The 26,591-nt window shown below is 54.2% G+C and carries 22 protein-coding genes; 8 read left to right on the forward strand and 14 right to left on the reverse strand.

Annotated features, from left to right (window positions below; genetic code table 11):
- Window positions 1-29: 29 nt before the first annotated feature.
- From fabF to plsX, 5 genes are all read right to left on the reverse strand, one after another.
- A complete protein-coding gene (gene fabF, locus G6R38_RS17740) occupies window positions 30-1,274 on the reverse strand; it encodes a beta-ketoacyl-ACP synthase II (protein WP_166828943.1) in 1,245 nt (414 codons plus the stop codon).
- A 3-nt stretch (window positions 1,275-1,277) separates the two neighbouring features.
- A complete protein-coding gene (acpP, locus tag G6R38_RS17745; RefSeq protein WP_166828946.1) occupies window positions 1,278-1,514 on the reverse strand; it encodes an acyl carrier protein in 237 nt (78 codons plus the stop codon).
- A gap of 114 nt (window positions 1,515-1,628) precedes the next feature.
- Window positions 1,629-1,799 carry a hypothetical protein gene (locus tag G6R38_RS17750; RefSeq protein WP_166828949.1) on the reverse strand — a complete coding sequence of 57 codons (171 nt, stop codon included), beginning with the start codon at window positions 1,797-1,799 and terminating at the stop codon, window positions 1,629-1,631.
- A gap of 123 nt (window positions 1,800-1,922) precedes the next feature.
- Complete coding sequence (gene fabD / locus G6R38_RS17755; RefSeq protein WP_166828952.1) at window positions 1,923-2,831, reverse strand: ACP S-malonyltransferase; 909 nt, start codon at window positions 2,829-2,831, stop codon at window positions 1,923-1,925.
- A 111-nt stretch (window positions 2,832-2,942) separates the two neighbouring features.
- The gene (gene plsX, locus G6R38_RS17760; RefSeq protein ID WP_166828955.1) at window positions 2,943-3,947 is read right to left on the reverse strand and encodes a phosphate acyltransferase PlsX; all 1,005 of its coding nucleotides are present in this window, start codon (window positions 3,945-3,947) and stop codon (window positions 2,943-2,945) included.
- 348 nt (window positions 3,948-4,295) lie between these two features.
- Here plsX and G6R38_RS17765 point away from each other — a divergent pair, with 348 nt between their 5' ends.
- On the forward strand, window positions 4,296-4,604 hold the full coding sequence (locus tag G6R38_RS17765) for a hypothetical protein (RefSeq protein WP_166828958.1): 309 nt from the start codon (window positions 4,296-4,298) through the stop codon (window positions 4,602-4,604).
- 119 nt (window positions 4,605-4,723) lie between these two features.
- On the opposite strand, the gene G6R38_RS17770 is transcribed toward G6R38_RS17765, so the two are convergent.
- Entirely contained in the window at window positions 4,724-6,487 is a 1,764-nt protein-coding gene (locus tag G6R38_RS17770; RefSeq protein WP_166828961.1) for an ArnT family glycosyltransferase, read from the reverse strand.
- Window positions 6,488-6,665: 178 nt separating this feature from the next.
- Between G6R38_RS17770 and G6R38_RS17775 the strand changes: the two genes are divergently transcribed.
- Window positions 6,666-7,403, forward strand: a complete 738-nt coding sequence (locus G6R38_RS17775; RefSeq protein WP_166828964.1) for a phosphatase PAP2 family protein — start codon at window positions 6,666-6,668, stop codon at window positions 7,401-7,403.
- A 3-nt stretch (window positions 7,404-7,406) separates the two neighbouring features.
- Here the strand turns inward: G6R38_RS17775 and G6R38_RS17780 are convergent, their stop codons facing one another.
- Window positions 7,407-9,293, reverse strand: coding sequence for a tetratricopeptide repeat protein (locus G6R38_RS17780; RefSeq protein ID WP_166828969.1), 1,887 nt, complete (start codon window positions 9,291-9,293; stop codon window positions 7,407-7,409).
- A 466-nt stretch (window positions 9,294-9,759) separates the two neighbouring features.
- Here G6R38_RS17780 and G6R38_RS17785 point away from each other — a divergent pair, with 466 nt between their 5' ends.
- A complete protein-coding gene (locus G6R38_RS17785; protein ID WP_166828972.1) occupies window positions 9,760-10,797 on the forward strand; it encodes a hypothetical protein in 1,038 nt (345 codons plus the stop codon).
- A gap of 283 nt (window positions 10,798-11,080) precedes the next feature.
- Here G6R38_RS17785 and G6R38_RS17790 read toward each other — a convergent pair whose 3' ends face one another.
- From G6R38_RS17790 to G6R38_RS17810, 5 genes are all read right to left on the reverse strand, one after another.
- The gene (locus G6R38_RS17790; protein WP_166828975.1) at window positions 11,081-12,166 is read right to left on the reverse strand and encodes a GNAT family N-acetyltransferase; all 1,086 of its coding nucleotides are present in this window, start codon (window positions 12,164-12,166) and stop codon (window positions 11,081-11,083) included.
- 183 nt (window positions 12,167-12,349) lie between these two features.
- Window positions 12,350-12,982, reverse strand: a complete 633-nt coding sequence (locus G6R38_RS17795) for a sugar transferase (protein WP_166828980.1) — start codon at window positions 12,980-12,982, stop codon at window positions 12,350-12,352.
- Between the two features lie 45 nt (window positions 12,983-13,027).
- A complete protein-coding gene (locus G6R38_RS17800; RefSeq protein WP_166828983.1) occupies window positions 13,028-14,044 on the reverse strand; it encodes an NAD-dependent epimerase/dehydratase family protein in 1,017 nt (338 codons plus the stop codon).
- Between the two features lie 103 nt (window positions 14,045-14,147).
- Window positions 14,148-15,473 (reverse strand): glycosyltransferase family 4 protein, encoded by a 1,326-nt coding sequence (locus G6R38_RS17805; RefSeq protein WP_166828988.1) that lies wholly within the window; start codon window positions 15,471-15,473, stop codon window positions 14,148-14,150.
- 117 nt (window positions 15,474-15,590) lie between these two features.
- A complete protein-coding gene (locus G6R38_RS17810) occupies window positions 15,591-17,306 on the reverse strand; it encodes an ArnT family glycosyltransferase (protein WP_166828991.1) in 1,716 nt (571 codons plus the stop codon).
- A 336-nt stretch (window positions 17,307-17,642) separates the two neighbouring features.
- Here G6R38_RS17810 and G6R38_RS17815 point away from each other — a divergent pair, with 336 nt between their 5' ends.
- From G6R38_RS17815 to G6R38_RS17835, 5 genes are all read left to right on the forward strand, one after another.
- On the forward strand, window positions 17,643-18,644 hold the full coding sequence (locus tag G6R38_RS17815; RefSeq protein ID WP_166828996.1) for a ribose-phosphate diphosphokinase: 1,002 nt from the start codon (window positions 17,643-17,645) through the stop codon (window positions 18,642-18,644).
- A 55-nt stretch (window positions 18,645-18,699) separates the two neighbouring features.
- Window positions 18,700-19,092, forward strand: coding sequence for a four helix bundle protein (locus tag G6R38_RS17820; RefSeq protein ID WP_166829000.1), 393 nt, complete (start codon window positions 18,700-18,702; stop codon window positions 19,090-19,092).
- Window positions 19,093-19,162: 70 nt separating this feature from the next.
- A complete protein-coding gene (gene mutS, locus G6R38_RS17825; RefSeq protein ID WP_166829004.1) occupies window positions 19,163-21,841 on the forward strand; it encodes a DNA mismatch repair protein MutS in 2,679 nt (892 codons plus the stop codon).
- Window positions 21,842-22,212: 371 nt separating this feature from the next.
- On the forward strand, window positions 22,213-23,367 hold the full coding sequence (locus G6R38_RS17830) for an AAA family ATPase (RefSeq protein ID WP_166829008.1): 1,155 nt from the start codon (window positions 22,213-22,215) through the stop codon (window positions 23,365-23,367).
- 363 nt (window positions 23,368-23,730) lie between these two features.
- On the forward strand, window positions 23,731-25,050 hold the full coding sequence (locus G6R38_RS17835) for an outer membrane protein assembly factor BamB family protein (RefSeq protein WP_166829013.1): 1,320 nt from the start codon (window positions 23,731-23,733) through the stop codon (window positions 25,048-25,050).
- A gap of 66 nt (window positions 25,051-25,116) precedes the next feature.
- On the opposite strand, the gene G6R38_RS17840 is transcribed toward G6R38_RS17835, so the two are convergent.
- Together G6R38_RS17840 and G6R38_RS17845 are read right to left on the reverse strand one after the other, a co-directional pair.
- Window positions 25,117-25,950 carry an STM4013/SEN3800 family hydrolase gene (locus G6R38_RS17840; protein ID WP_166829016.1) on the reverse strand — a complete coding sequence of 278 codons (834 nt, stop codon included), beginning with the start codon at window positions 25,948-25,950 and terminating at the stop codon, window positions 25,117-25,119.
- 230 nt (window positions 25,951-26,180) lie between these two features.
- Window positions 26,181-26,591: hypothetical protein (locus G6R38_RS17845; protein WP_166829019.1), on the reverse strand; the 411-nt coding region annotated here is incomplete at its 5' end.

Below are 26,591 nucleotides of genomic sequence, written 5' to 3' on the forward strand. Positions count from 1 at the left end.
CCACACCACCGGGAACCAACTCGAAAACACTACGCTGCTTTGCCAAGCACGAGACACGCATTGTGCCCACCGAACCCGAAGCTATTCTTCAGCACGGTATTGAATTTCACGTCACGAGCTTCATGCGGCACGAAATCCAGATTGCACTTGGGATCGGGATTGTCGAGGTTGATCGTCGGCGGAATCGTTTGCCGATCGAGTGCCAAAGCACACACGACAAATTCCACACCTCCGGAAGCCCCCAACAAGTGCCCTAACTGGCTCTTGGTACTGGAGACCATCAGTTTCGATGCATGCTCACCAAAGACGCTCTGAATTGCCATGGTTTCGGAGATATCCCCCAGCGGGGTACTCGTCCCATGGGCGTTGATATAGTCGATCTGAGAGACATCCAACTTGGCGTCCCGGACCGCACTCGTCATCGCCATCGCCGCCCCCTGCCCTTCGGGATGAGGAGCAGTCATATGCGACGCATCGGCGGACATTCCGTAGCCGAGCAATTCACAGAGAATTGGTGCACCGCGTTTCTTGGCGTGCTCGTATTCTTCGAGGATGACCATACCGGCCCCCTCGGACAACACGAACCCATCGCGATCCTGATCGAATGGCCGACTGGCTTTGTCCGGAGCGTCGTTCCGAGTGGACAAGGCTCCCATTCGGGCGAACCCAGCCAAACCCATTGGAGTCAACGCCGCTTCGGAACCACCGGCAACCACGACATCGCACATGTCGTATTGGATCCAGCGGAACGCGTCGCCAATGGCATTGGTGGCCGAGGCACAAGCGGTTGCAATCGCGCTGTTGGGCCCCTTGAGACCGTACCGCACCGACACATTGCCGCTCGCCGCATTGACCATCATCTTCGGAATCAAGAACGGCGAAATGCGTGACGGCCCCCGATCGAAGAGCTTGCAATGCTGCTCTTCGATTTCGCTCAGCCCGCCAATTCCGCTGCCGATCATCACCCCGTAACGCTCCGACGGACCGTTCTCGAGATCAATCCCGGAACTCGCAACAGCCTTATCCGAAGCGACGAGTACGAATTGACAAAACCGGTCGATCCGCTTGGCGTCTTTCGGAGCCATCTTGATGTGATTGGTCACATCAAAATCGCTCACTTCGCCGCCAAAATAGACTTTATAGTCTCGCGGATCAAAACGTTGGATGGGGCCAACGCCACTTTTGCCCGCGCAGATCGAATCCCAAAATTCATTCGATTCGCATCCCAGGGCAGTGACGACGGCGGCTCCTGTGACCACCACGCGTCGCGTCATGCTTTAGCTCTTTTCTTCGATATAGTCGATCGCATCGCCGACCGTGCTAATTTTGTCGTAGTCGTCATCAGGAATGGTGACTTCGAATTCGTCTTCGAATTCCATCACCAACTCGACGACGTCGAGCGAATCGGCCTTCAGATCGTCCACAAAGGAACTGGACCGAGTAATTTCTTCTTTAGGAATCGACAACTGCTCGCTGACAATTCCAATCACTTTTTCTTCAGTGCTGTTGCTCACACAAATGCCCTCCAGGGTAGCTGACAATCAGCGGTGACGTTTCGTTGAATTGTTTCTTCTAGTCAGGATGTTTGGCAGACACACGCTAGCCAACAAACACCTGAAAAATCGATTTCAGCGAATCGATTGATAATTTCGCTTCCGGCCATCGACAATACCAACGCTGGCACTCCCGAGGACCATCGCAACACGGCACATATACTCCGTCAGGTGTTTCGTGTAAACGCCAAACGAGGTGAAATGAGCAAAGAACGTGCGAGCGACCAAATATTGACGGTGTGTCACGCTCTCATCATTGGCGAAGTTGATTGAAAATGCGAATTCCCTGCCCAATCAACGCCAACCCCGTATTTAACACAGCGGCACGCAATCGTTCAACCAACTTCACCGAGCGATTCTTCAATCTGATTAGGAATCATTCACAGTTTCGCAGGGAACCTTGCGATTGATGCGTTTCAAGAGCCCTTTCAATACTTTTCCGGGGCCAATCTCGTAGAACTCGGTGACGCCGGCGTCCAACATGGCTCGAATCGAGTTCTCCCACAACACTGGACTCACAACCTGTCGCACGAGCAAGCTGCGAATGCTGTCCGGTTCTTCGTGGCTGGCGGCATCGACATTGGAAACCAAAGGAATTTCTGGCTTCTTGAGCGGCACGCCGGCAAGAGCTTCCGCCAACTGTTCGTCGGCGGGCTTCATAATTTCGGTGTGAAACGCTCCAGCGACCGCCAATGGAATGGGCTTGCCACCTTTCGCGGTGATCAACTCAACCGCCTTTTCACAAGCGGCGTTCTCACCGGAGATCACGGTATTGCCGGGGCACAGGTAATTCGCAATGAAAATCCGCCCTGCGTCAGAGGCCTCTTGGCAAACTTCCTCGACTTGCGGACGGTCCAACAACAATGCACTGACCATTCCCGACGGAACTTTGTCGGCGGCAGCTTGCATCGCCTCTCCACGACGCTGCACGACTTTTAAGCCGTCTTCGAACGTCAGCGCTCCGGAAAACACCAATGCGGTGTATTCGCCCAGGCTCAGTCCGGCCGTCATTTCGCAACCGAGCACCACATCAGGGCGTTCCGCTCGCAGCATTTCCAAGGCTGCCAAACTGGTCACAAACAATGCCGGTTGGCTGATAACAGTGGAATCCAATTCCTCCGCAGGACCTTCGAAACACAACTTTGCGAGGTCGTAACCGAGAATCTCGCCAGCTTGATCGAACAACTGCTTCGCTGCTGGGCACTTCTCGACGATGGTGCGTCCCATCCCGACGTGTTGCGCCCCCTGACCCGGGAACAAAAATGCGATTTTACTCATTCCGACGTCCGTTTCCTAATTTCCATCAACCGAAGTTCTTCGGCTCGTCAGCCATGTATTTCCGAGGATCGCCATTCCATCACGTGCGGGGTCACGCTGCGTTAACCCAGCTTACGAATCCCCAACCGATCGAGACAGTTCACTCACAATTCGTGAATTGATGTCGCGGTCTTGGAATTTGCGGGTCAATTTCAGAGCGTTGCGAATTGAAGCGGCATTGCTCGATCCATGGCAGATGATGCACACGCCATCAATTCCCAACAGCGGTGCCCCGCCCTCTTCACTGTACTCGAATCGTCGTCCGATTTCTCCGAAGGTTTGTTTGGCGAGATCGCGTTCGCTGTCAAGTTGCGAGCAAACTTGGTGTGAAATCGCCTTGAGCATGAAGTCGGCCATGCCCTCACTGACTTTCAGCACCACATTGCCGACAAAACCCTCACAGATGAGCACATCGACTTCACCCTGATACAAACCGCGTCCCTCGACGTTGCCGATGTAGCGGTCTTTGATCGGGCTGCTCAGCAACAATTGATGCGTTTCGCGGTAAAGGTCGTTGCCTTTGCCATCCTCGCTGCCGATATTCATCAGCCCCACGCTCGGGTTTTCGATGCCCAACACGGCTTCGGCGTAGATCGCCCCCATCGTAGCGTATTGGACAAGATGTTCCGGACGGGCAGCGGGATTGGCTCCCACGTCCATCAAGATCGATTTGCCCCGTGCGGTCGGCAACGCGGTTGCAATCCCCGGGCGTTTAATGCCTTTGAGAAACAACCGCGTTCGCAACCCCGCGGCGACGACGGCTCCGGTGTTCCCCGCGGAGACGACGGCATCCGCTTCTTTCGCGGCCATCATTTTCCAGCAAACGGCGATGGACGAATTGGGTTTCTTCCGCATCGCTTCGGTCGGTTTTTCTTCCATTCCGACCACGCCTTCAGACGCTCGGAATGACAACCGTTCGCCGGAATAGCCCGACTGTTCCACCAACGATTCCAATTGCGGCTGATCTCCGACCAGCACAACTTCAATATCCGAATCCGCCTGCAAAGCGGCGATCGCTCCGTCAATATTCGGTTGCGGGGCGTGATCCCCGCCCATCGCATCCAGGGCAATTTTCATAGAATAATTCACTTCAAAACCGATCGCCGCATCATCGCTCACGATGGTTTTTGAACGTGTGGAAAACCTAAAAACAGAAAGGTCGCAGTGGCCCACGAATCAACGGCGGCATCGTACGCCAACCAAGAAATCCCTGTCAAGCGGCGCGGTTCTTGTGATGATGTGATGAGGTCTGGTGTGATGATGTGAATTTCAAGCGTCGTGCCCGACCGGCGAGCCGTACTGATGTAAGGTGTAGAGCGTGAGGCGTGAGGCGTGAGGTGTCGCATGCGGTGGATGGTCGTGATAGCTTTATTGACCAAAACTCTGAGACGAAAGAGATAGCACCGCGGATTGAGGGAACCGCATATGCCAAGTATTACTAACGCTGGGAACACATTTATCCCATGTCTCCAGGCAATCGTGGCCAAAGGTTACACTGTTACACACTACTTTCTGGGTGACGAACCGGACGACTGGGAGAATCCGCAATGGGATGCTGACAAAGATGGGCAACACTACAATGCGACGAGTTTGCCCGAATTGCTTGGGTTAATTGCCAATTGGGAAGTACGCGGTGACGATTGGCAGATCAAATCCGGCGAAAGCGAACTCTTCCACCAATTGGTCGATGCTGCCCCGACCTATGACAATGATGGTAATGCAGTACACACATGACCATTCTGGAATGAAAATCAAGCGTGTTCAGCCAGATCAAAGGCGAGTGAGGGTTCGGTCACCGCTTGCGACGCCTCACTCCTTACCCCTCACTCCTCACATCATCGCCCCAGGCCTCATCACCTGATCACACTTCCGCTCGGCTCCTCTGCCACCATCGAAACTGCATCCGCCGGTCGACCGATGACGATGATGTCGTGATCCCGCAGAAACCGTTGTTTCTGGGCGATGATTGTCACATCCTCTGGCAGAGAGTCTTTGATTTCCTTCCAACGGCCGACGTGCGTGGCGAGGAAGCTATCGTCCTGAGAGAGATACTCATTGACATCTTCCGGCGTCCGGCAAACGTCGATTTTCCGTTGCGCGTAGAAGACGAGTCCCGGAGGTGAATAGCGGAATGTCGCGATGCGGGCGGAATCTTGCACCGGCTCTGGCAGCGATTTCACAATGTACGAACCATCTTGCTGTTCGCTCACTCGTGGAGCCGCCACGCCGAAGAAGACGGCCACAAACAGAACACACGTCACCAAAACCGTTTGCCGAGCGGAAGTTTCCCGATGACCATGGAATTGCCGCCATGCGATGATTCCACCGGCAAGCGGAACGATTCCCACCACACCCAACCAGTATTCGCCGGGAATAATGAAATACGCGGTGATCGGCAACGCGACGATCAAAATGCCACCCACGGTCATCAGCGATCCCATCGCCCAACGATATCCCTTCGCGACCGTCGCCCCGACGTTCCACGGGCACGCCTCGAACAAATAGCCCGTGAGCAACGCGAGTGCCGGATAACATGGCAACACGTAGTTCGGGAGTTTGGTCCGAGCGATCGAGAAGAACCCTACGTACACACCAAGCCAACCCAGCACGAATGCAATTGACTGTCGATCACCCTCGGCTTGTCGATGTCGCTGCACGAGCGAAACAATCGCCAATGGCAAAAACACAGACCAGGGGAAAAAGCCCATCATGATCGCGATGATGTAATAGAACGGCGGACCACTGTGATTCTCCATCGGCTGCGTGAACCGTCCGATGTTGTGATTCCCCAGGAAACCACGGAGCCAAGCCCCATCGGTCTGGACACCAACCGCGATGTACCACGGCAACGAAATCACGGCGACACACAGCAAAATCAAATCCGGCCGCATCTGCATCGAAGTCTTGAAGAACGGTACCGGACGCAACCAATTCTTGAACCACTGCACGAATTTCGAAGTCCGCGATGCTTCCGTCGGCAAGACCTTCACATCCGAACGAATTCGCTCCATGTACGCGAACAGCCCAATCACACAACACGGCAGCAACACACCGACCGGCCCCTTCGCAAGCACGGCCGTCGCCATCGCTGCATACATCGGAAGAAAACGGTACCACCGCTGCGGCAACGTGATTGATTCCTGACGACCCGACCAATCTCGACTGCGGACATACAACAACAACGAGAGAGTCGTAAAGAAAATTAGTGTGGAATCCGGTGTCGATGCTCGCGCGACAGCAGTGAACATTAAACAACTACCAAGCACCATCCCCGCCCACAGACCGGCCCGTCGCGTGAACAAATGACTTCCGATGTAGTACGTCAACACACAGGTGCCAACCCCGAGTACTGCCGAAAAGAATCGAGCCGCGAACTCAGAAACGCCGAATAAATGAAAACTGGTCAACATGAACCAATAAACGAGAATCGGCTTGTCGGTGCGGAGTTCGTGATTGAATGTGGGGACGATCCAGTCGCCCCGCTCGAACATTTCGCGTCCACATTCCGCGTTTTTGGGTTCGTCCTCATCGAATAACTGACCCGACCCCAAACTGAGGAAAAAGGTCAACCCGGCCACCGCGACCACGAACCAAACGCCCGGAATTTTCCAATGCATTGAAGACGTCCCTGTCTCGTTCTGCTGAAACCGTCGTTCCTATTCGGCGACGCTCTGGAATAGGATGCCTGCGGCTTACTGTCATAATTCGGTTAATAACGGGAAATCAGGATTGCGGGAAGACGTTTTCTGAACACAATGCCGACACTCGCATCGAGACTTCAGGAAATTCAGTAAGATGACTTGGATTCCGACAGCATTTCGCCCAGCTTCGACTGCCCCGCCTCATGCGATACAATCTGCCAACGTTGTGCGTCACGCGTGGCGGACACACCTGCTGGTTGTGCTCGGTTTTCTGACCATCGCTGCTCTCTGCCTGCCGTATGACATTGCGTTCTCGCAATGGTTTTTCCGGACACTTAACGGCAAACCGGCCTGGATGCGGAATTTCGTCGACAATTTAGTCGGTTTTGGGCACGGCGTTGGTGTGGGGATCATCGTACTCTTGGTCTTGATCCTCGAAACCCGTCAGCGGAAGGCTTGGATGAGTGTGCTTTCCACAGCATTCTGCGCCGGTATGGCGGCGAACCTCGTCAAACTCACGGTCGCTCGCTGGCGACCACGGGACTACAAAATCGTTCCAGAACATTTTTCCGAAACATTCCGAGGATTTTTGCCGCTGCTCTCGAACGGAACCGGTGGCCAAAGCATGCCCTCGGCTCATACCGCGACAGCCGTCGGCATGGCCATCATTATGAGCACGGTCTACCCGCGAGCCAAATATGTGTTCGCGTTTCTCGCATTGAATGTTGCCGTCCATCGCCTCAGTTATGGTGCCCACCACCTCAGTGATGTCTTTGTCGGAGCCGCTATCGGCTGGGGGGTCGGTCAAATCTGTCGTTGGTCCGCATTGCGATATCACTATGTTGAACCAGTCGCCCCAGATGTCTCGATGGAAACCGCACCGCAAAAGTGATGGTCAGGGCAATCGGAACGGCTGCCCCTCTTCGTAGCGTTGTAATCGTTTCTTGCATGCATCAACCGCCGGACTCGGTGCCAACGCCAACGCATCCTTCTGAAATTGCACAGCCATGTTGAATTCTCCCTGTTCAGCATATGCCGCGGCGAGCGTATCAACGTAAACCCAGACCTTGCCTTCACTGAGGCTATTAGCTTTGGTAGCCGCCTCCAGTGCTTTCTGACCGTCCCGCCACTCGGCATCGGGACACGCCGCCTGCAAACGACCGAGATAATGAAACGCAGCGGGCTCACTACTGCCAAGCTTGGCCGCCTTCTGAAATTGAGCCATCGCCTTGCCGTAATCCCGATGCTCCTGCTCGGCAAGCCCATAACAAAGATAGACGAACCAAGAATCCTTCCCGTACCGAACCGCATCGCGAAACACCAATCGCCCCTGAGTCCGGGAAACCCCGACACTCAGCGCCAGTGCCCGACCAGCCAATGCCTCTGGATAATTCGGTCTCAGCCGCAACGCTTCGTCAAAATCCTTGATGGCCAAGTCGTAATGTTTTAAGGAATAGTGCGCAAGTCCCCTGGCGACATATGCTTGCACGAAGTCCTTTTGAATCGAGATCAATTGATTCAAGACCGCGATCGCGGCCACCCCCTGTCCACGATCCAACTTTCCGAAAGGATCCGTGACTTTGAGCCATTCGTCGCGAAGCCGATCTGCTTGTTGCTTCAAACCACCCAACTCCCGTTGACGAGTCAGCAACCGACCGGAAACCACTTTGAGTTTTGTCTGCGTTGCCACAGCTTCAGCATTGACCTTTTGAATGGCAAGACTCGTACTCTGCCCTTGAGCCACCAGTGCTCGGCCCTGCTGTTCGAGTAACGCCTTTTGCTGAAGAGTGATCCGCTGTTGTTGGAGCTGATTATTGACCCCAGCCAATTGGGCTTTGATAAGGTTGAGGTTATTGTTCAGCGTGGTCGTCTCCGCCTGACACTGCTTGAGCGTGCTTTGATGCTCGGCGGCTTCTCCGTTCAATTCGGCGATCTGATCAATCAACTCAGACCGCTTTTGAACTAGTGCTTCTCGTTTGCTGTCAATTTCCTTCAACTTCGCTTTTTCGGCATCGGTCGATACCAAATCCGGTGCAGCCACTCCGATCGGCAACACGCCATTCCCATGCGGTGCGGATGCCACCTCAGTCGGCATCGGAGACGGAACATTATTGGAACCATCTGCAACGTTCGAGTCGGCTGGAGTGTTCCGAGGCTTCTCGTTCATCGGCGGCGATACCGGCATCGGTGTCTGGCGTTCGAGCGGAGAAGGTTTCGGGGCTGGTGACGGCGGTTCAACCGGAACCGGCGGACGAGTTGGTGAGAGTCCACCAGCGTTCTCGGGTATTTCTGGTAGCGTGACCGGAGTTTTCGCGGCAACTTCCATCGGAACCGCGGAGGACTTTGCCACAGCGAGGGGCGGGTTGGTCGCAGGAGTTGTCGAAGGAGTCTTAGCCGTGTCCGAGTTGCCCTCATCCGCCTGGAAAGCCAACACCCCCAAAACCAACAGCAGCGTTGCCAAAACACCGCCGCCCAATCCTACTACCCACCCGACAACATGCCGTTGCCCCTCGTTTGACACGTCTTTTTCGGCGGACGCACCACGCTTGGGATTCGTGGGCGAAGTCGGCGACTTTTGGAGAGTCGATGGCTCAACCGTTTCGGCTTGGTTGAGAATGCTATCGAAATCCGACTGAGTCGAAATGGCCGGTGGTGGATTCGTTGCTGAGCCCCGACTAGTCCCTTGCCGACATCGCGAACAAGCCCGTGGTTGTTTCGATGTCGACGCAATCAAAAACCACTGGCTGCAAACGGGACATTGCCATCGAACTGCTTGGCCCACAGTGTCGCTCCGCGATGTTAAATCGTTCTAAAGTTCCGGTTCTGATAAATAGAACAGCACCCGGCCGTGAAACCGGACACACTAATGGCCCCATCACCAAAATATTCATTTGACCAGAGCACTGAAGTCCATTACAGCAGCGAGAACGATCTGTTGCAATGAGTTTCAAACCAAAACGGTCCCGGAATTTCCATTTCCACGAAACCAACTATGTGACCCTAGAAAGAGAACCGAGCGGCTGCGTGGGTCGGCACGAAGCTCAGTGGTGTGCCCCCACTTTCCAACCGTCACAATCGCGTGAGCCGTTACACCCCAACGTGATTAGGGGAAATCGGATATGTTGCTCAATCACTTCTTCCGCTTCATTTGCTTCGCGCGCGTGACGTCCAATATTTCAGCACCTCGAGAAGATCGAGTTTCACGTTGATCATGCCACCAAAGTTCGAAAGCGTAGCGAGGAATTTCAATGAGTGTCGTTCAACAGAACGGACGGGTTTCATGGGGATTGATTTGCGTTCTGGCCGTTGGACTTGCCAGTATCGACAACGCAAAACTGTCAGCCCAGAAACCGTTGAGCTCGCAAGAAGTCCGCCGAAAGATCGAACAGTCACGCCGAGAGATCGAAAAACGTCGCCGGGAAATGGAGCGGAATCATAGTTCCAAGTTTCCTCGGTCCTCATCGAGTTTCAAGTCGCGTTCCCCAAGCCGATTTAGCACCTCAACATCGGGCTCCACTGTTCGTTCCAAGTTTCCCGAATACAAGTGGACTGCGGGACAACAATTCGCGTTTCTTGTCACCATCGATTGGACCGAAGACGGTCGTTACCATCGCGTATCCGGTTCGCCGTACTACCACGTTCGCGAGGTTGACGGCTCACGAGCCACACTTTTGGTCGTCGGGCGATTGCGACATTCAGTGAAGATGCCGGGGGAAGACCGATATCGCCCACTCAAGAGTTGGGATTATTGGACACCCACCATCCAGACCATTGGAAAACGAGCCCTCGAGGATTTCGGCAACCGAGAAGCAGGCGATATGCGTTTGCCGTATTTGATGACCGAGTTCGTAAACATCCCGCTCACACTCACGCCATCCTTACCGACAGTATACGATCGCCGCATCGGAAAAACCGAATCCGCCGTTCTCTCACGCACCGTTAACGGCACCACTCTTTGGGAAGGTTTCTCACGCTCCGACGGAACTGCTGGGAAAGTCGCACGGTATCGCGAGGCGAAATCGCTGGGTGGAAGTGTCCAGATTGAAGAAGACGAATCGTTCACCGAGGGCGAAACACAACTCACCTACAACGCCATCACCGTCGTGGAGATGTCCACCGGTTTGGTCCGCAGCATCAACGGACGTTACACCGTGAAGACCGACACGGAGAACACCACCGCCAGAATCTCCGTTCGACAACTCAAAGGAAACCAACTCACCGCCGCCAAGAAAATTGCCTTCGACAACCTAGACCGCCTGCCCTCATCACTCGTCCCTAAGAAATAGATCAAACCGCCCTAACTTCACAAGCCGTGCCCCTCAAGGCAACACTGCCAACAGGCTCGAATCAGTCAAGATCATCACCAATGCCGGGAGCAGTTCTTCAAATAACGAAAACGCCTCAATCGATAACCGATCAAGGCGTTTTCGTTGGGATACACTTCCTACAATTTCATCAATTTGAAACTCGTTCTTTAGCCCTGACCAAAATGGCTAATGCTAGATTCAGGAATAGTGATTTCCCAATACAAACTCTGCGTGAACTACAATCCTCGACACCGACAGCCTGCTAGTTCTTCAGTGACTTAATCTGTCGGGTCATCATCAACATGCGGTTCCCGAGCTGCGACGAGTGGGCAAAGTTGCGGAGCATGTACCAGTAGTTCGTCGCGAAACGTCGAAACGGACGGCAATCGACACTGCCAATTGCGAGTCGCCGTGTCGTCGTCATCAGTGCAGCCTTAACTCGATTGATGCCACGCCCCAGATCGATTTCACGAACGCCCTGTTCACAAGCGAACCGAATCATTTCCAAGTGCAAAATCATTCCCGGCGAGTATCGCGAGAACTGATCATCATGCGCCGGGATCATTGAAACATACGTGGAATGACAACACATACCGAAATGAAGTGCAATGAGATGATCGCCTGCAAACAATCCTGAGAGTTTGCCCCGAACATGCGGCTGTTCGATTGTGAGAACATCTTGCAAGAGTGTCTTCGTGCCCTCGGATTCGAAAACCCGTCCGCTTTTCTGACCACGAGTTTGGGCGTGTTTCCAGTTGATCAGAGTCCCGACGGCATCCTGATCGTCGATATGATCCTCAAACCGAACCGGACCAACTTCGCGGGCTAGTTTTCGTCGCTTCCGCTCCGCCTGTTTCAACTGCGACGTCCCCGATGCTTGCCGACTTTCGAGATATGCCTGGTAACTCCCCGACAACTCAACCCAAGCGGCGTCATCGGTCGCTTTTTGGTAGAGATGCAACCAACTCTGCTCACAGGGCAAGTGATCGAAATGCCACGCCCCTAGTCCCGCCTTGCGACATAGGTCTTCCGCATCGATCCAAACATCGGGCAAATGCACGAGCCCATGTGACTCATTGAACGGATGACCGACCGGGTATCCGACTTTTCCGACTTGTTGAAACGGAAGGAAAGCAACCGGTGCATCATCTTCGAAGATGACCGCAACCTTGACATCGGGAATCGACATCGCAACCGCTAAGGTAAAATAAGGACTGAAGTGCGGATGCGAAAACACCTCTCCGTTAGCGACAATCTGCTTCCAGACGCAAATTAATGGATCGTCAAGCTGGGAAGCATCGAAGACCTGGACCCGTTGAGCCAAAGCCGCATTCTGGTGAGCACTCATTACAAAGATCTAACACATGGGAGCTAATGGATTTCTGCTTAGCAACGCCTATCTCAACTGCTAGGTCACCAAGACAGCACCACAATCCCAAAACACTCCCAAAGTGAAAAATTCGACCAACCTGCGTTGAGTTACGACGATTACCCCGACTTTTCACTCTGGAGATTCCAGCTCGACACCAAATCAGGCCGCACGTCTCTGACTAGGCCCGTCATCGAATTTTGATTCCTTATGAACATGAGCTGTCGAATCACCGGTTTGCACAACTCCTTCGCTGCGGAAAACTCGAAGAAAAGTCGCGGCCATAATGGAGAGATCGAATCCGAAGGATTGCCGCTCCAGATACTCAGCGTCAAACTCGACTTTCACCGGAATCGAAAGTTCATCACGACCATTGATTTGAGCCCAACCGGTAAGACCCGGTGCCAATTTATGAACCCCATGCTTAGTCCGAAGTTCGACAAGGTCATCTTGATTATAGAGTGCCGGCCGGGGGCCGACGAAGCTCATATCACCTCGCAAAATACTAATCAACTGCGGCAACTCATCTAGACTCGACTTCCGCAGAAACCGACCGATAGGGGTAATCCAGTTCCGTGAGTCTTGCAATAAGTGCGTCGGCAATTGGGGTGTATCTGTCCGCATGCTGCGAAATTTCGGCATCCGAAAAATCACATTGTGACGCCCCACACGATCCGACCAATGCCAAGCGGGGCCGCGTGATGTCAGCCGAACTAACAGTGCAATCCCAGCCATTGGAATCGCGAAGACAACTAGCAAACCAGAAGCCAGAACGATATCAAACAGACGCTTCATTTGAACTAATTCCAATGAGAACAAACAGCGAGTTACATGCGACTCTCAAGCTGCTTTGGACCGACTTCTATCCTGCCCACGATACCAAGCCACTTCGTTCTGAATTCCTGATGCTAGGGACACTTGCGGTTGAAAGTGAAAATCCTTGCGAAACAAGGCACCGTCATAGGCATCATCCACGAGCCACTTTGACAGCGTTTCCGAAACTTTCTCGGCTTTACGTGACACCACTGGCATCCGCAGTCGGGCCAATGTTGCAAATGGAAACTGTACACAAGATGCTGGCATATGAAGACGGTATCGCCTTCGCCCAAGCGCTTGATAAATTGTTTCGACAATCTCTCGCATCGAGACGGGATCCGCGGCGATGTTATAAGCCCGTTGAGATGTCGGCAGTTCCGCACAACTAGCAACGGCTAGACATGCTCTCGCTGCGTCTCCCCGATAGATCAAGCTCTTGAGATTCTCTCCCCGACCGACCATCACAAACCGCCCGCGATCAATCGCACTGATCAACCGCGCAACATTTCCGCCATCTTCCTCACCATAGATAACAGCCATCCGAAGCGCCACAACTTCAAGACCTGCTCTCTCAGCCACCTTGAATAGTTTCGTCTCCGCTTCGGCTTTGCTTTGAGCGTACGGACCGATGGGATCGAGTGGTGTTTGTTCGTGGATCGGCTGTGGACAGCTCGGATTGTAGACCTTAATCGAACTAACATGCACAAATCGCTTCACGCCTTGCCTTGCCGCAGCTTCGGCAAGCTGAACGGGAGCATCAACGTTCAAGCGATGGAACCGCGTATAGTCACCCGCTGTTGCATCAAACTGATGTGCTAGCCCAGCCGCATGAATCACACAGCGAGTTCCAGCAACAAGCTCGTCTAGTTGGGCACTCGACAGAGTCTCGTCAGCAAGATCGACGGATACGAAGTTGGGGAGCGGTTCAACAAGATTCTTCCGGCCGGTTGTCTTGAGCGGGATCGAACCTGAGATTGCTTGCGAAACGATTGCTCGTCCGAGAAACCCTGTCGCACCAGTCACTAGAATCGGGGCTAACACTCAATCACTCCTCGATGCAACTCGTTCTCGTTTTCCCGTAGCAGCCAGCACGCTAAACTTAGCCCTGATCGCAACCATGAACCACCAAACAACTCAACATATCCTAGGCAGCTCGTCGGACTGAGATATCCGTCTCAGGCTTCATTTCTGATTGATCCCAGATCGACTTGGGTGTCGAACTGTTTGTCTTCAACAGTTCTCGATAGGCTTGCACGACCTGACTGTAGGAGAAACGGACTTCCGCCGCCCGTCTTGCACGTACACGCATGGCAGCAAGTTCCGCTGGATTCGACTTCGCCTCGTCGACCGCCGCCCGAAAAGCAACAACATCATTCGGTGGAACGACCCAACCAATGCGTTCCTCGGCAACTGTGCGAGCGAGTTCCGACTCAGGATCTGCCACTGCAATCACAGGACAACCAACAGCCATCACATTGTATAGTCGACTAGGAACCGAAACTCCGGCCATGGCGGGCAAAAAACTAATCACGGACACATCCGCCGCCAACAGCAGATCGTTCAGTTCTTCACGCGGCCGACGATCAGCGACGGTCACGTTATGCAAATTCTCGTTGGCAACGGTTTCTGTTACCCAAGTTTTCCTCGCCCCTGAACCGACTAGCAGAAAATGCAAGTCAACATCGTTCTGCATATCACGGGCGGCCGCAACGATGACATCAAGGTTGTGAGTAAGGCCCATATTCCCTGAGTATTGGACGACGAATTTCCCATCAAGTTTGAACTGCTGTCGAATCGCATTCTCTTCACCGACATGCTGTGTGCGAGGAACCAACTCTAAGTCAGCCCAGTTAGGAATCATTGTGACACACACCGTCTTGTCTCGCCGCTTGTCGGAGATCCGTTGAAACATGTCTCGCCCTAGCACAACCACATGCCGTGCCGAGTTCAGTAGCACCCCGAACACTCGATTGAGCATTCGGTATAGGACTGATGTCGTGCGAAGCATTCCCGCCGCTGCGACGGCATCCGGATACACGTCATGAATTAGCAGCGTATATTCAACGCCTCTCAATCGACACGCGAGACCAACAGCAAGTGGCGAGATGGGAGGCACATTGACAACTAGTACCCGATCCTTGCGTCGCAATCCCCAAAGCATCTTGAGAAAGATCGACAGACTCACTGTCAGTGAATTGACTAGCCGCAATGGGAGAATGTTTTTATCAAAAGTTGTACTCCACACTCGATCAATCGAAACACCGCGATGGTTCTCGTTTCGTGGAGCTTCTTTTCCGCGAACGGTATAGGACGGTTGCGTGCATAAAACACGAACGTCGAACTCCTTCGCTAGCCCTTCCGCGATTCCGGTGAGAAAGTAACCAGTTGGGTTATCGTCGGGGTAATAAACTTCGGATATCACCCAGATCTTCTGAGTTCGCTGGGAGCATTCAGCATCGGCGACCGGCATGGCCTGTGAACCTCGTTAGTAGTGAGTCGAACTCAGTTGTTTTTCGGAGAATGGGCCATCAATTTGAAACACGTGATTAGCTCCGAACTCTTACCACCTGTCCTAATGCGTAAAGTCCTAGTCGATCTTATGAACAAAGACTAGGAATTGGCCATGTGCCATCGGTGGAGCTTGGTATTCAATCGGAGTTAGGCCGGCGGCAATCGCTTCATTTCGCAACGCCTCGATTTGCTCTTCTGGAAATCGATGGCAGGAGAGAATGACGATATCCTCTCCATTCGGGCAGCGATTTTGACGTTCGCAGAAAGTTTGATTGACGCCATGAGCAATGGCCTCTGGCGTGATGTGCGGAACGTCGTTGATGAGATGATAACCAACGCGAACCGCATGCAAATCAACGGTAACCGATCGAACTCTAGGAATTGTTGTTCGTAGGTTTTCCGCCATGGCGGCCTCGGCTTCGCGAGTTTCGTGCCATGTGGTGAATGCATCCGTCCATCCCAAAGAAATTCCGAGTGCGATGGCACACGGCACGACCGTGCGGCGTAATCTTCGGCTTCCCGTGATACGCAACACTTGCCGACTCCACCATGCCAGGGCTGACCACATTCCAATTGCCGCAAAGGGCACCAGAGCCAGGTAGGTGGGCAGGAAGTATCGGGAGCTGATTACACCGAGTGCCCCGAAAAGCACCCAGACGGCTGCCAGGACCGTCATCGAGAAGACAAGAAGCACCCAATAGTCTCGTCGCCAAAACTGAGTTGCAGCGACGAATAACCCGATCACCGCCATCGAGAAATTGACGGGTTCGAACATACGAATCCAAGCGTGAAAAAACTTTTGGAAACGCTTCCCGGTCGAGAGGGGTTCGGCTTTCGCTTTTTTCGATTCTTGATTCACTGTCGGAGCTGGTTCCTCGGGTTGTTTCGGCGTGGATTTTACACTGGGTTGAGGAACGGGAACCGTGATGGGTTGTGGCAAAATTGGGACGGATGCGGCCGTCAGTGCGGTGGGAGTCGCGGGAGCCGGTGCCGGTTCAAGGGCCGTTTGGACCCATTGCCAGCCTAATTGAAAGTGCGTGAGGCGGCCCCATTGCCATCCGGTCTCACCTTGAAGCACCGTGAGATTGATCACCAAAATCAGAAGCGGTGTCATCGCGAGCCACAACCCGGTCCCACAAGCGAGTTTGCCGAGATGTGCACGCCGGTCCCATGCGTTGAAGGCGGTCCAAATCAGGATGGGCCCCAACAACAACCAACCTTCGCTGCGGGTATGAACCGCAAAGGCCATCGCTAGACCACCGAGAACGAAGAATCTCAATCGGCTTTCGGTCGTCGCTCGATAGCCCAAATAGAACGATAACGCCAACAAAAACCAGAATGTCGGTTCGCGAATTGGTTCGACGCTCAGTTCGATGAATTCCGGGTGAATGGCGTACAAAAAGCCCGAAAGTGTCGCAATGCGGTCATCGAACATACGACGAATCCAGCCGAAAATTGGCAGGACGGCCAGACTCGAGATGACCGCCCCCCACAACTTCGCTGCCAACAACCATTCCAGCCCCAACCGATGCAAACCCGAGAGAATCATGGGGTAAATGTTCAGGTTGAGATACGCGAATACCTGGGCGAACTCGCCGTCTTCGAAAGCCGCGGCGACGGAGGTGTAATAGTATCCATCATTGCAGACCGGCCCCACTCGGAAGATCATCACCAAGCGGGGGATCAGACAGAGTAAAAACAATGCGATCAAGACACGACGTGCGGAAACCACCGGCCCACCATCCGACGGGCTGGCCATATTTCGCAATGGAAATGCACACCGAATTCGCATTGTCGTCCCTGACAAATCCGTCGTCGCCTCCAGATCGAGACGGATAATTCTTGTTGGACCGCCCGGCATCTTCGCGGGAGGCGGGCGGATTGTGTCTGAACATGCCATCTGAGACAAGAGAACTTTCGCACCGTCCCAGTGTCCTTGTTAACCCATGACAAAAGACGTGGTTTCGGGAGAATTGGAAGGTTTCGTGGGACAGTACCGATTTTGCCGTGTTTTTATCGTCTTCGGTGAAGGACCAGCTCGCATTGGATGTTGAGTGCTCAACCCTCGTGGCTATGATGAGGGTTTGCACTCGGTCCGTCTTTTGCTTACTGAGAATTTCGATCTGCCATGTCCGCTTCCAGCTCCGGCCCCACGTCATCCGGTCCGCGACTTCAAACGTTTCAACCGCCGCATGGCGACTTAGCGTTGGTCGCGGGATCCGCGAGTCCACACTTGGCCACTGCAATCGGAAAATGCCTGGGCATTCAGCCTCTGAAGAGTGAAGCGATCACGTTCAGCGAGGGCAATGTCTTCGTCCGGATTCTGGAAAATGTCCGTGGTCGGGACGTGTTCGTCATTCAGGGTGTGCATGCTCCGGTGAACGACAATTTCATGGAGTTGTTGTTCTGGATCGACGCTCTCAAGCGGGCCAGCGCTCATCAAGTCACGGCGGTCATTCCGTTCTTTAGCTACGCGAAAGGGGACAAAAAAGACGAGCCTCGCGTTTCCATTCGAGCCCGTGTGTGTGCGGACGCCCTCGAAGCTGCGGGAGCCGACCGCGTGCTGACGATGGACCTGCACAGCCCGCAAATTCAGGGGTTCTTCCGGGTGCCGGTCGATCATTTGTACGGTCGGCACGTGCTTTGTGAGCATATCAAGACGCAGAACATTCCCGATCTCGTCGTGTGTAGTCCAGACACGGGATTCGCGAAAGATGCCTCCTCGTTCGCGAATTTGCTGGGCACGCCGGTCGTCATTGGCACGAAGCAGCGAGTCGATCACAGCGAGACGGCCCGAGTGCTGGAAGTCATCGGTGAAGTCGAGGGTAAGAATGTGCTGATGGTCGACGACTTCGCCATCTCCGGTGGCTCCCTGGTCAGTATGGCCGAGTTGCTAAAAAAACGCGGAGCCAAAGACATCTACGCCGCCATCTCCCATGCGGTTTTCGCCTCTGGAGCAGCCGATCGATTGGGCAATAGCGAGATTAAGAAGGTATTCGTCACCGACACGATCGAAGGCCACGCCGCACTCCCCGCTAACGCCGAAACCGTCACCGTCGCCCCCCTCTTCGCCGAAGCCATCCGCTCCGTGCACGATCGGACGAGCGTGAGTATGTTGTTTCCGGAGTGATCTGGGTAGAGGGTGGAGTGTTGAGCGTAGAGAGTGGATCAAAGAGATCTCGAATATGGCCAGCAAGTTTGCACGACGGCATACGGAATTAGAGGTTTACCAGGCGGCTTTTCAAGCCGCGATGGATTTGTTTGAAGTTTCGAAGACGTTTCCGGTTGAGGAGCGCTATTCACTGACGGATCAAATTCGTCGCTCGTCACGGTCGGTTTGCGCGAACCTTGCGGAGGCATGGCGAAAGAGACGGTATCCGGCAGCGTTTATCAGCAAACTCTCCGACAGCGAAGCGGAAGCCGGAGAGACGCAGACTTGGATACAGTTTGCTGTCGAATGCCAATACGTTGACAAAAGTACCGCCAGAAGGATTTACGAAGAATACGATAAGATCATTGGGATCCTCGTTAGCATGTCACGGAATGCTGACCAATGGACGCTGCAAACATCCGAGTAGCACAACTCTCCACGCGTTACTCTCCACCCTCCACACGACCTCACCAAAAGCGAAATTTACTGAGTCAGACATGAGCAAACAACCCGCCCCCAAACTCACTCCGATGATGGAACGCTACCAGCAGGTGAAGGCGGAGAATCCGGGGTCGATTTTGCTGTTTCGGATGGGCGATTTTTATGAATTGTTCCACGAAGACGCGAAAACCGCGGCGAAATTGTTGGGGCTCACTCTGACCAGTCGGGACAAAGGTTCGGAGAATCCGGTGCCGATGGCGGGGTTTCCGTATCACTCGCTCGAAGGGTATTTGCAGAAGCTGATTCAAGCCGGTTTGCGGGCGGCCATCTGCGAGCAAGTCGAAGACCCGAAGCAAGCAAAGGGGCTCGTCAAACGGGAAGTGACGCAGGTCGTCACACCGGGCACACTCACCGATGACGCCCTGCTCGATCCGCGTCAAAGCAACTTTCTGGCGTGCTTGTTTCCAACGAAGACACGCATCGGCCTGGCGTGGTTGGAACTCTCGACGGGTCGTTTCCTGACTACCGATGTCGAACCAACCGCCCTGCTCGACGAAATCGCTCGCATCGGACCGGCTGAGCTGTTGCTACCCGAACGAAAACCGGACGAACCGCTCGGCGAATCGTTGAAGGAACTGCGAGGCCTGGTCCTCACGGAACGCCCGGCGTGGTGCTTCTCGCGGGAGGAGTCGCTGCGGTTGCTGCTCGACCATTTCGGCGTGCAATCGCTGGATGGTTTCGATGTCGATGCTGACTCCGTGGGCGTCGTCGCAGCGGGTGCGTTGCTGGAATACGTGCAAGACACGCAGAAAACAACGCTCGGCCACATCGCCCGTTTGGAGCCGTACCGTCGAGGCACGCACCTGATCATTGATGAATCGACGCGGCGAAGTCTCGAACTGACGCGAACTCTCCGCGATGGCAGTCGGGACGGCAGTTTGCTCGATGTGCTCGATGAAACCGTCACGCCGATGGGGGCACGACTGTTTGCCGAACGGTTGTCGAATCCGTTGACCGATCTCAAGTCGATCGTCGCCCGGCATGATGCCGTGGAAGAACTCGTGGGGAACGGTTCGCTCGTGCGAAGTGTCCGAGAGTTGCTGGAACCGATTTACGATCTGCATCGCCTAACCGCTCGTGTGGCGACTCGGCGGGCGAGTCCGAAAGATCTCGGCTGTTTGGCTCGCACACTCGCCGCCTTGCCGAAATTGAAAGCGAAACTCACCGGGCACGAAGCGGCGTTGCTCAAACGGTTGGAAGGCCGACTGGATCTGTGTGCCGACATTCGTGCCGACATTGAAGAAATCTTGGTCGACGATCCGCCGCTGCTCACCACGGATGGCGGAATGATCCGCACCGGTTTTCACGCGGAACTCGATGAGCTTCACAATCTCGCGCGTGGTGGGAAAGAATGGATTGCGAAGTACCAAGCCCAGGAAGCCGAGCGGACACAAATCCCCAATCTCAAAATCGGCTTCAACAAGGTCTTCGGGTATTACTTGGAAGTCACGAAGTCGCATGCGGACAAGGTTCCGGAGAACTATCACCGCAAGCAAACCCTGAAGAACCAAGAACGGTACATCACGCCGGAACTGAAAGAACATGAGGACAAAGTTCTGCGAGCCGAGGAAAGTGCGACGGCTCTCGAACAGGAACTTTTCCATGCACTACGGGAACGGGTCGCGAAGCAAATTGTCCGTCTGCAAACCACGGCGGAGGTGCTCGCCGAAGCGGATGTGTTGATGACACTCGCGACGCTGGCGATCGCCGGTGGATACTGCCGCCCGGACATGACGACCGACCCCCTGCTCGATATCCGGGACGGACGACACCCCGTCCTCGACAAACTCCAACCGTCCGGCGTGTTCGTCCCGAACGATGTGCGGTTGGGCGGTGAGTCGAAAGAGACCACAACCGACACGCAGAATTCCTCAGCCGATACCGAACCACAAACATCGGACCAATTCGGCCGCGTGCAGATCATCACTGGCCCGAACATGGCCGGGAAAAGCACGTACATTCGGCAGGCGGCGTTGTTGACGATTCTGGCTCAGATGGGGTCGTTCGTGCCCGCGCGGTCCGCTCGGATCGGGATTGCGGATCGGATCTTTGCCCGCGTTGGCGCAAGTGACGAACTCGGAAAAGGGCAAAGTACCTTTATGGTCGAAATGACCGAGACCGCTCGCATTCTGAATTCCGCTACGAAACACAGTCTTGTGATTCTCGATGAAATCGGTCGGGGCACGAGCACCTACGACGGGATTTCGTTGGCATGGTCGGTGACGGAATATCTACACGACTGCCTCGGTTCCCGCACGATGTTCGCCACGCATTACCACGAACTGACCGAACTTACGCAAACTCTCAAACATGCGGCGAATTGGAACGTCGCGGTGCGAGAAGTCGACGATGGCATTGTTTTTCTCCACAAAATCCTGCCGGGGCCGGCCAACAAGAGTTACGGAATTCATGTTGCACGGTTAGCCGGTGTGCCGGCGGCGGTGGTGGAGCGATCACGGGTCATCTTGGAAACACTCGAAGCCGACCACCTGGACGATTCCGGCCGCCCCAAAGTCCCGCCACGGATGACTCGGAAAGAAAAAAATCGGCAACTCTCGCTGTTCCACGATCAGCATCCATTGCTCGATGAACTCCGCGATCTCAAAATTGATGAATTGACACCGCTCGAAGCACTCGAAGAATTGAACCGGATGCGTCAGAAACTCCAGACCTAGAGCCGTTGGCTTTTGAAGACGAGGACAATCGCTTGTTCGAGTCCACCAGGGTCACAAGACATTGTAACTGCGGACAAGAACTCAACACCGAGACTGTTTCAGCTCATTTCCAACTTCATTTCCACTCCACAAACGGAGCTTGCCGGCCGGGTCGAAGAATTTCTTCGTGATCCGTGACCGGTTTTGTTTCGTTTGAGGGAACCAAGTGGCTAACACTTGTGTCCTCTTTTTCCATAAATTCTGATTACTGAATGAATTTCAATGTTCGCAAATCCGTACTAGTAGGACAGACGGAAACCAAACAGCTCATCATCAACTCGGAAAAACCTGTTTCGTCATTTTGTGTTTTCCTCTCACGCTAAAGAACCCCTATGAGTCTTCGCGAAAATCAAGCTGATCTCGATCTGACGTTGCAACGTCTCTCGGAAGTGCTGGGAGGAACGGTGCGGGCGTTGAATTTGGATTGCGAAACCGCCGGCTACTTGTACCGTCATCTGCGGCGGGAAGGATCAACCGGGTTCGGGGCCTCGCAACCGATCCGCACAATTCAATCCGGCAGCCGCGGACATGGTGTGTCGTTCGGTATCGAGCGATTCTCCGTTAAGATCGGTGAAACCATGGTGCCGTTGGCACGGGCGATCAACCCGTTCGCGGACGAGTACGGAAGCCCGCTCAACGATGTTTGGGCGTGTCGCACGGAACATCTCACGATGCTCTATCGTTATCTACGGCGAGGCGTCGAGGAGAAACATCGGCAAATCAAGCCGGTGATGAAGAACGATCTCAAAACCCGCTTGTGGGACAACACAGTCGGTTTTCTCGAACGCGGGTCGGAAGCCTTTGACCGTTTCGGCGTGCCGCTCAAACGGGGTGTGCTGCTCGCGGGTGAGCCAGGCAACGGGAAAACGATGGCCGCTCGGTGGTTGCTCAATCAGGCCAGCAAGCTCGGTTTCGATTGGCGAACCGTGCGGGCGGAAGAATACGAGATGGCTCGCAACCACGGGTCCGCTCGAAGTTTGTTCGAATTGCAACGTCCGGGCATCATCTTCTTTGACGACCTCGACCAAGCCTTGCGAAATCGGGACGATGTCGGTTCGTCGGGCGATCACAGTACGTTTCTATCGGAACTTGACGGACTCAGCATTCGGCAGGGTGTGGTTTACCTCTTCACCTCGAACGCCCAGTTCAAGCAGTTGGACCCTGCGTTTCGCCGACCGGGACGGATCGACGTTTTCATCCGCTTCGAAAAACCCGATGCGTCCATGCGTCGCGAGTTAATGGTGGAGCATTGGCCCAAGGAAATTGTCGAAGGCATTCCCGTCGATGTGGCTGTGTCTCGAACGAGTGGACTGAGTTTCGCTGAAGTGGAGGAACTCAAAAAACTGCTCGTGATGCGGTACCTCGACAGTCGGGAATGGGAGTGGGATTGGGCGTGGGATGAATTCAAGAAACGTGGCTCGGATGAAAAATCCGACCGTTTCATCGGCTTCGCCCCCCGTCGCAACGGCCACACAATCGCGAATTAGAGTTTCGCAAGCCGGGAAGCAGTTCGCCGCGACTTCGTCTTCGGACTACAATCTAGAGCCGGGGGCAGTCCCGGCATTTTTTCCGAATTCATTGCCGGGGGTGATTTCGCTCCCAAACTCGTGCGAAACAAAGCGAACACAATGACTCACCAGTTGACGCTTCTTCCAATCTGCTTAGCCTTTTGGAGCACGGTGGCTACGGCAGAGGACTGGCCACGTTTTCGCGGATCGGCTGGATCTGGATTCGTCACGGACTCCCAATCGTTGCCAACGGAGTGGTCTCCCACAACAAACATCGTCTGGAAAATTGCTCTACCCGGACCTGGTGCCTCCAGTCCAATCGTCGTTGGAGACAAGGTGCTGGTGACCTGTTACTCGGGCTATGGAATCGACCGCGAAAATCCAGGTCAGATGGAAAATCTGGTCCGAAATCTCGTCTGTATTGATTTGAGAACAGGAGCCCAATTGTGGCAAAAAGATGTGCCGGCTTCGTTACCGGAAGATCCCTACGACAAGTCGGGAGTTTCCTCTCATGGTTATGCGTCCCACACTCCCGTCTCGGATGGTAACAACGTTTATTGCTTCTTCGGCAAAGGTGGCGTCCATGCGTTTGATCTCAAAGGCAATGATTTATGGAACGCACAGGCCGGTCAAGAATCAGACCCTCCCAGATGGGGGTCTTCTTCGAGTCCTATCGTTCATCAGAATATCGTGATCGTGACCGCTGCCGCTGAGAGTCAATCCATCATTGGTTTTGACAAAAGGACTGGAGAGAAGCTGTGGCAGCAATATGCAACGGGGCTGGACGGTATGTGGGGAACACCGACACTGGTCCGAGTCGATGAAGATCGAACGGATGTCGTGATGCTGGTCGCCGGAGAACTTTGGGGGCTCGACCCAAATAGCGGGAGGTTGCGTTGGTTCGCCAATGCGACCACTTCACGGCAAGCCTACGCAAGCGTGATTTCGCAAGGACGTCGAGTGTTTGCGTTTTCGGGCGCGGGAGCCGGTAGTGTGGCGTTGGATATCCGGTCTGGAAAAGATGGTAACGAGACGAAAATCGTGTGGACCAGTCCGGTTGGTACGACGTATGGAACGCCGGTACGGTATCAGTCGAAACTTTACGTCGTTTCTCGCGGTGTCCTCACCACGCTGAGTGCGAACAGTGGTCGGCGTCTGGAGCAGATTCGTCTGAAGAACTTCAAGAAAACGGGAAACGCTCGCTTCGGTTCACTCGATTATGCATCGCCAGTTGTTGTCGGAGATCGACTGTTCTACCTCAACGCCGGCGGGCAGATGTACGTTTTCAGATTGGCAGACAAGACGGAGTTGTTGGCCGTCAATGAGATGACGAGGGAGAACGAGACGTTCTGGGGTACTCCGGCAGTGAGCAATGGTCGAATGATCGTGCGGAGTTCCAAGTATCTGTACTGTATTGCTGGCACCGATGGGGAGATGGAACAGCAGGAAAGCCCAGAGAAGTTGGTCGATCTTACGAATTCCGATCAATCTGCGATTCCATCGGCCGATGCAGCGAAGAGTCCCGGCGAGAAATCCCGTCGGCGTAATGCGACCGAAAAGCAATTTCAAAAAGACGCGGCAAACTATGCCGATCGATCAGCTTCAATTACAAGTGACGACAGGAAAGCACGTCCACGACGACCAATAGCCGTCGCCGATTGAGCTTCCGTAGTCGTACCTCGATCGGTCCGGTGGTCAACATGCTTTGTCTTACGCATGACGAACCATTTATGAAATTATTGGCAACTCAAACTCCGCATACGGCACGGTCCAGACAACCGGGTGAGCGAGCCGATGCCCGGTATAGCCGTCTTCGCCGTAGGCGGTGCCGTGGTCGGAACAGATGACGCACAACACCGGCCCACGTTGCCGCAATGCAGCAAACAGTGGTGGAAGTTGTGAGTCGACATACTCGAGCGCAGCCGCTTGCGTTGCCGGACTGTCTTCAGTCGCTCCACCGACGTAATGACAGTTTGGTTGATGGAGTGCCGAGACGTTCACGAACAAGAACGTTCGTTGCTGGTTCGGGACCTTTCCAATCGCGTCGATCGCCACGCGGACTTGGTTTGCGGTCGAGTCGCGATCGGTCACGCCGAGTTCGCGTGACCAATAACTCTCATCGAACAAGCCCGGCAGGACCGTTCCTAACGGTGTCGTAGGATTGAAGAAGCCAACGCCGCCGACGCAGATCGTGTGATAATCCCGGTCGTGCAGTCCGGTGACGATGTCGGGCGCATCAAAGACAGCGGTGCGGTCCGTCGTGGTTTCACTCCCGGCAAATGCGGCGGCAAACAAACGTGGATGCGGGCCGGGCGAAGTCGGCGTCGGCAAGAACCCCGCGAAGAACGCTTGATGAGCAGCGAACGTGAAACTCCCCGGCGTGTGACGCGGTTCCCATCCGGTTTCCGGCAACAACGAATTCAAAAACGGCGTGCGACCGTCCTGCCAGCATTTCACAGCGACATCGTACCGTAGCGTGTCCAATGTGATCAGCAAGATATCATATGTGCCGATCATCTCTCGAACTGACAGAGCATCGGATTCGCTGGTTTGCATCGGCATCGCTGGTCATCCTAAGTGCAGAAAACACGCATCCCATCGCGCAATTCACGGAGAGCGGTCCTCTTTTTGCTAGCCGAGAATTGGCTTAATCTCGCGTCATGATTGTCGCGGTCAAAAGCTTGTGTCTAGCGATTATGATGGACCACAAGAAAAGCCGGGACAAGCGTTCGCTCGTCCCGGCATTTGAATTTATAATTCCATCGTCAACAGAATCCTAGTTTTTGCTAGCTTTAGGATTGCACGAAGCCAGTTCGGTTGCGGCCTGTTGTTGGGTTCCAGAAGAACAGCTCGTCGGAATTCGGATCACTAAATACGTCTTCGGTGAGTCTAGCAACGAGTTCATAGTCGCCGTTGATTCCCTGGAAACCAATCACGTCATCGACGGCTACAGGTGGAGTCTCCAGGTTGAGACTCGTGGATGCGAGTCGATTTGCACCGGTCTTGCTGTTCCAGGCGAACACGTCATCCAGTCCGTCGCCATTCAGGTCGGCAACTTCGACGCGATCGAATTCGTTGCCGTTGAAGAGCGTTGTCGGGAAGTAGTTTGTGACGACATCTTCAAACGCCGTGGTTGTTCCGGTATCCTCAGTCGACAGCGAAACGATGCGGTTTTGACCGCTTCCCATATCAATAAAGAGCAG

Source organism: Thalassoroseus pseudoceratinae, assembly GCF_011634775.1.
Lineage (GTDB): Bacteria > Planctomycetota > Planctomycetia > Planctomycetales > Planctomycetaceae > Thalassoroseus > Thalassoroseus pseudoceratinae.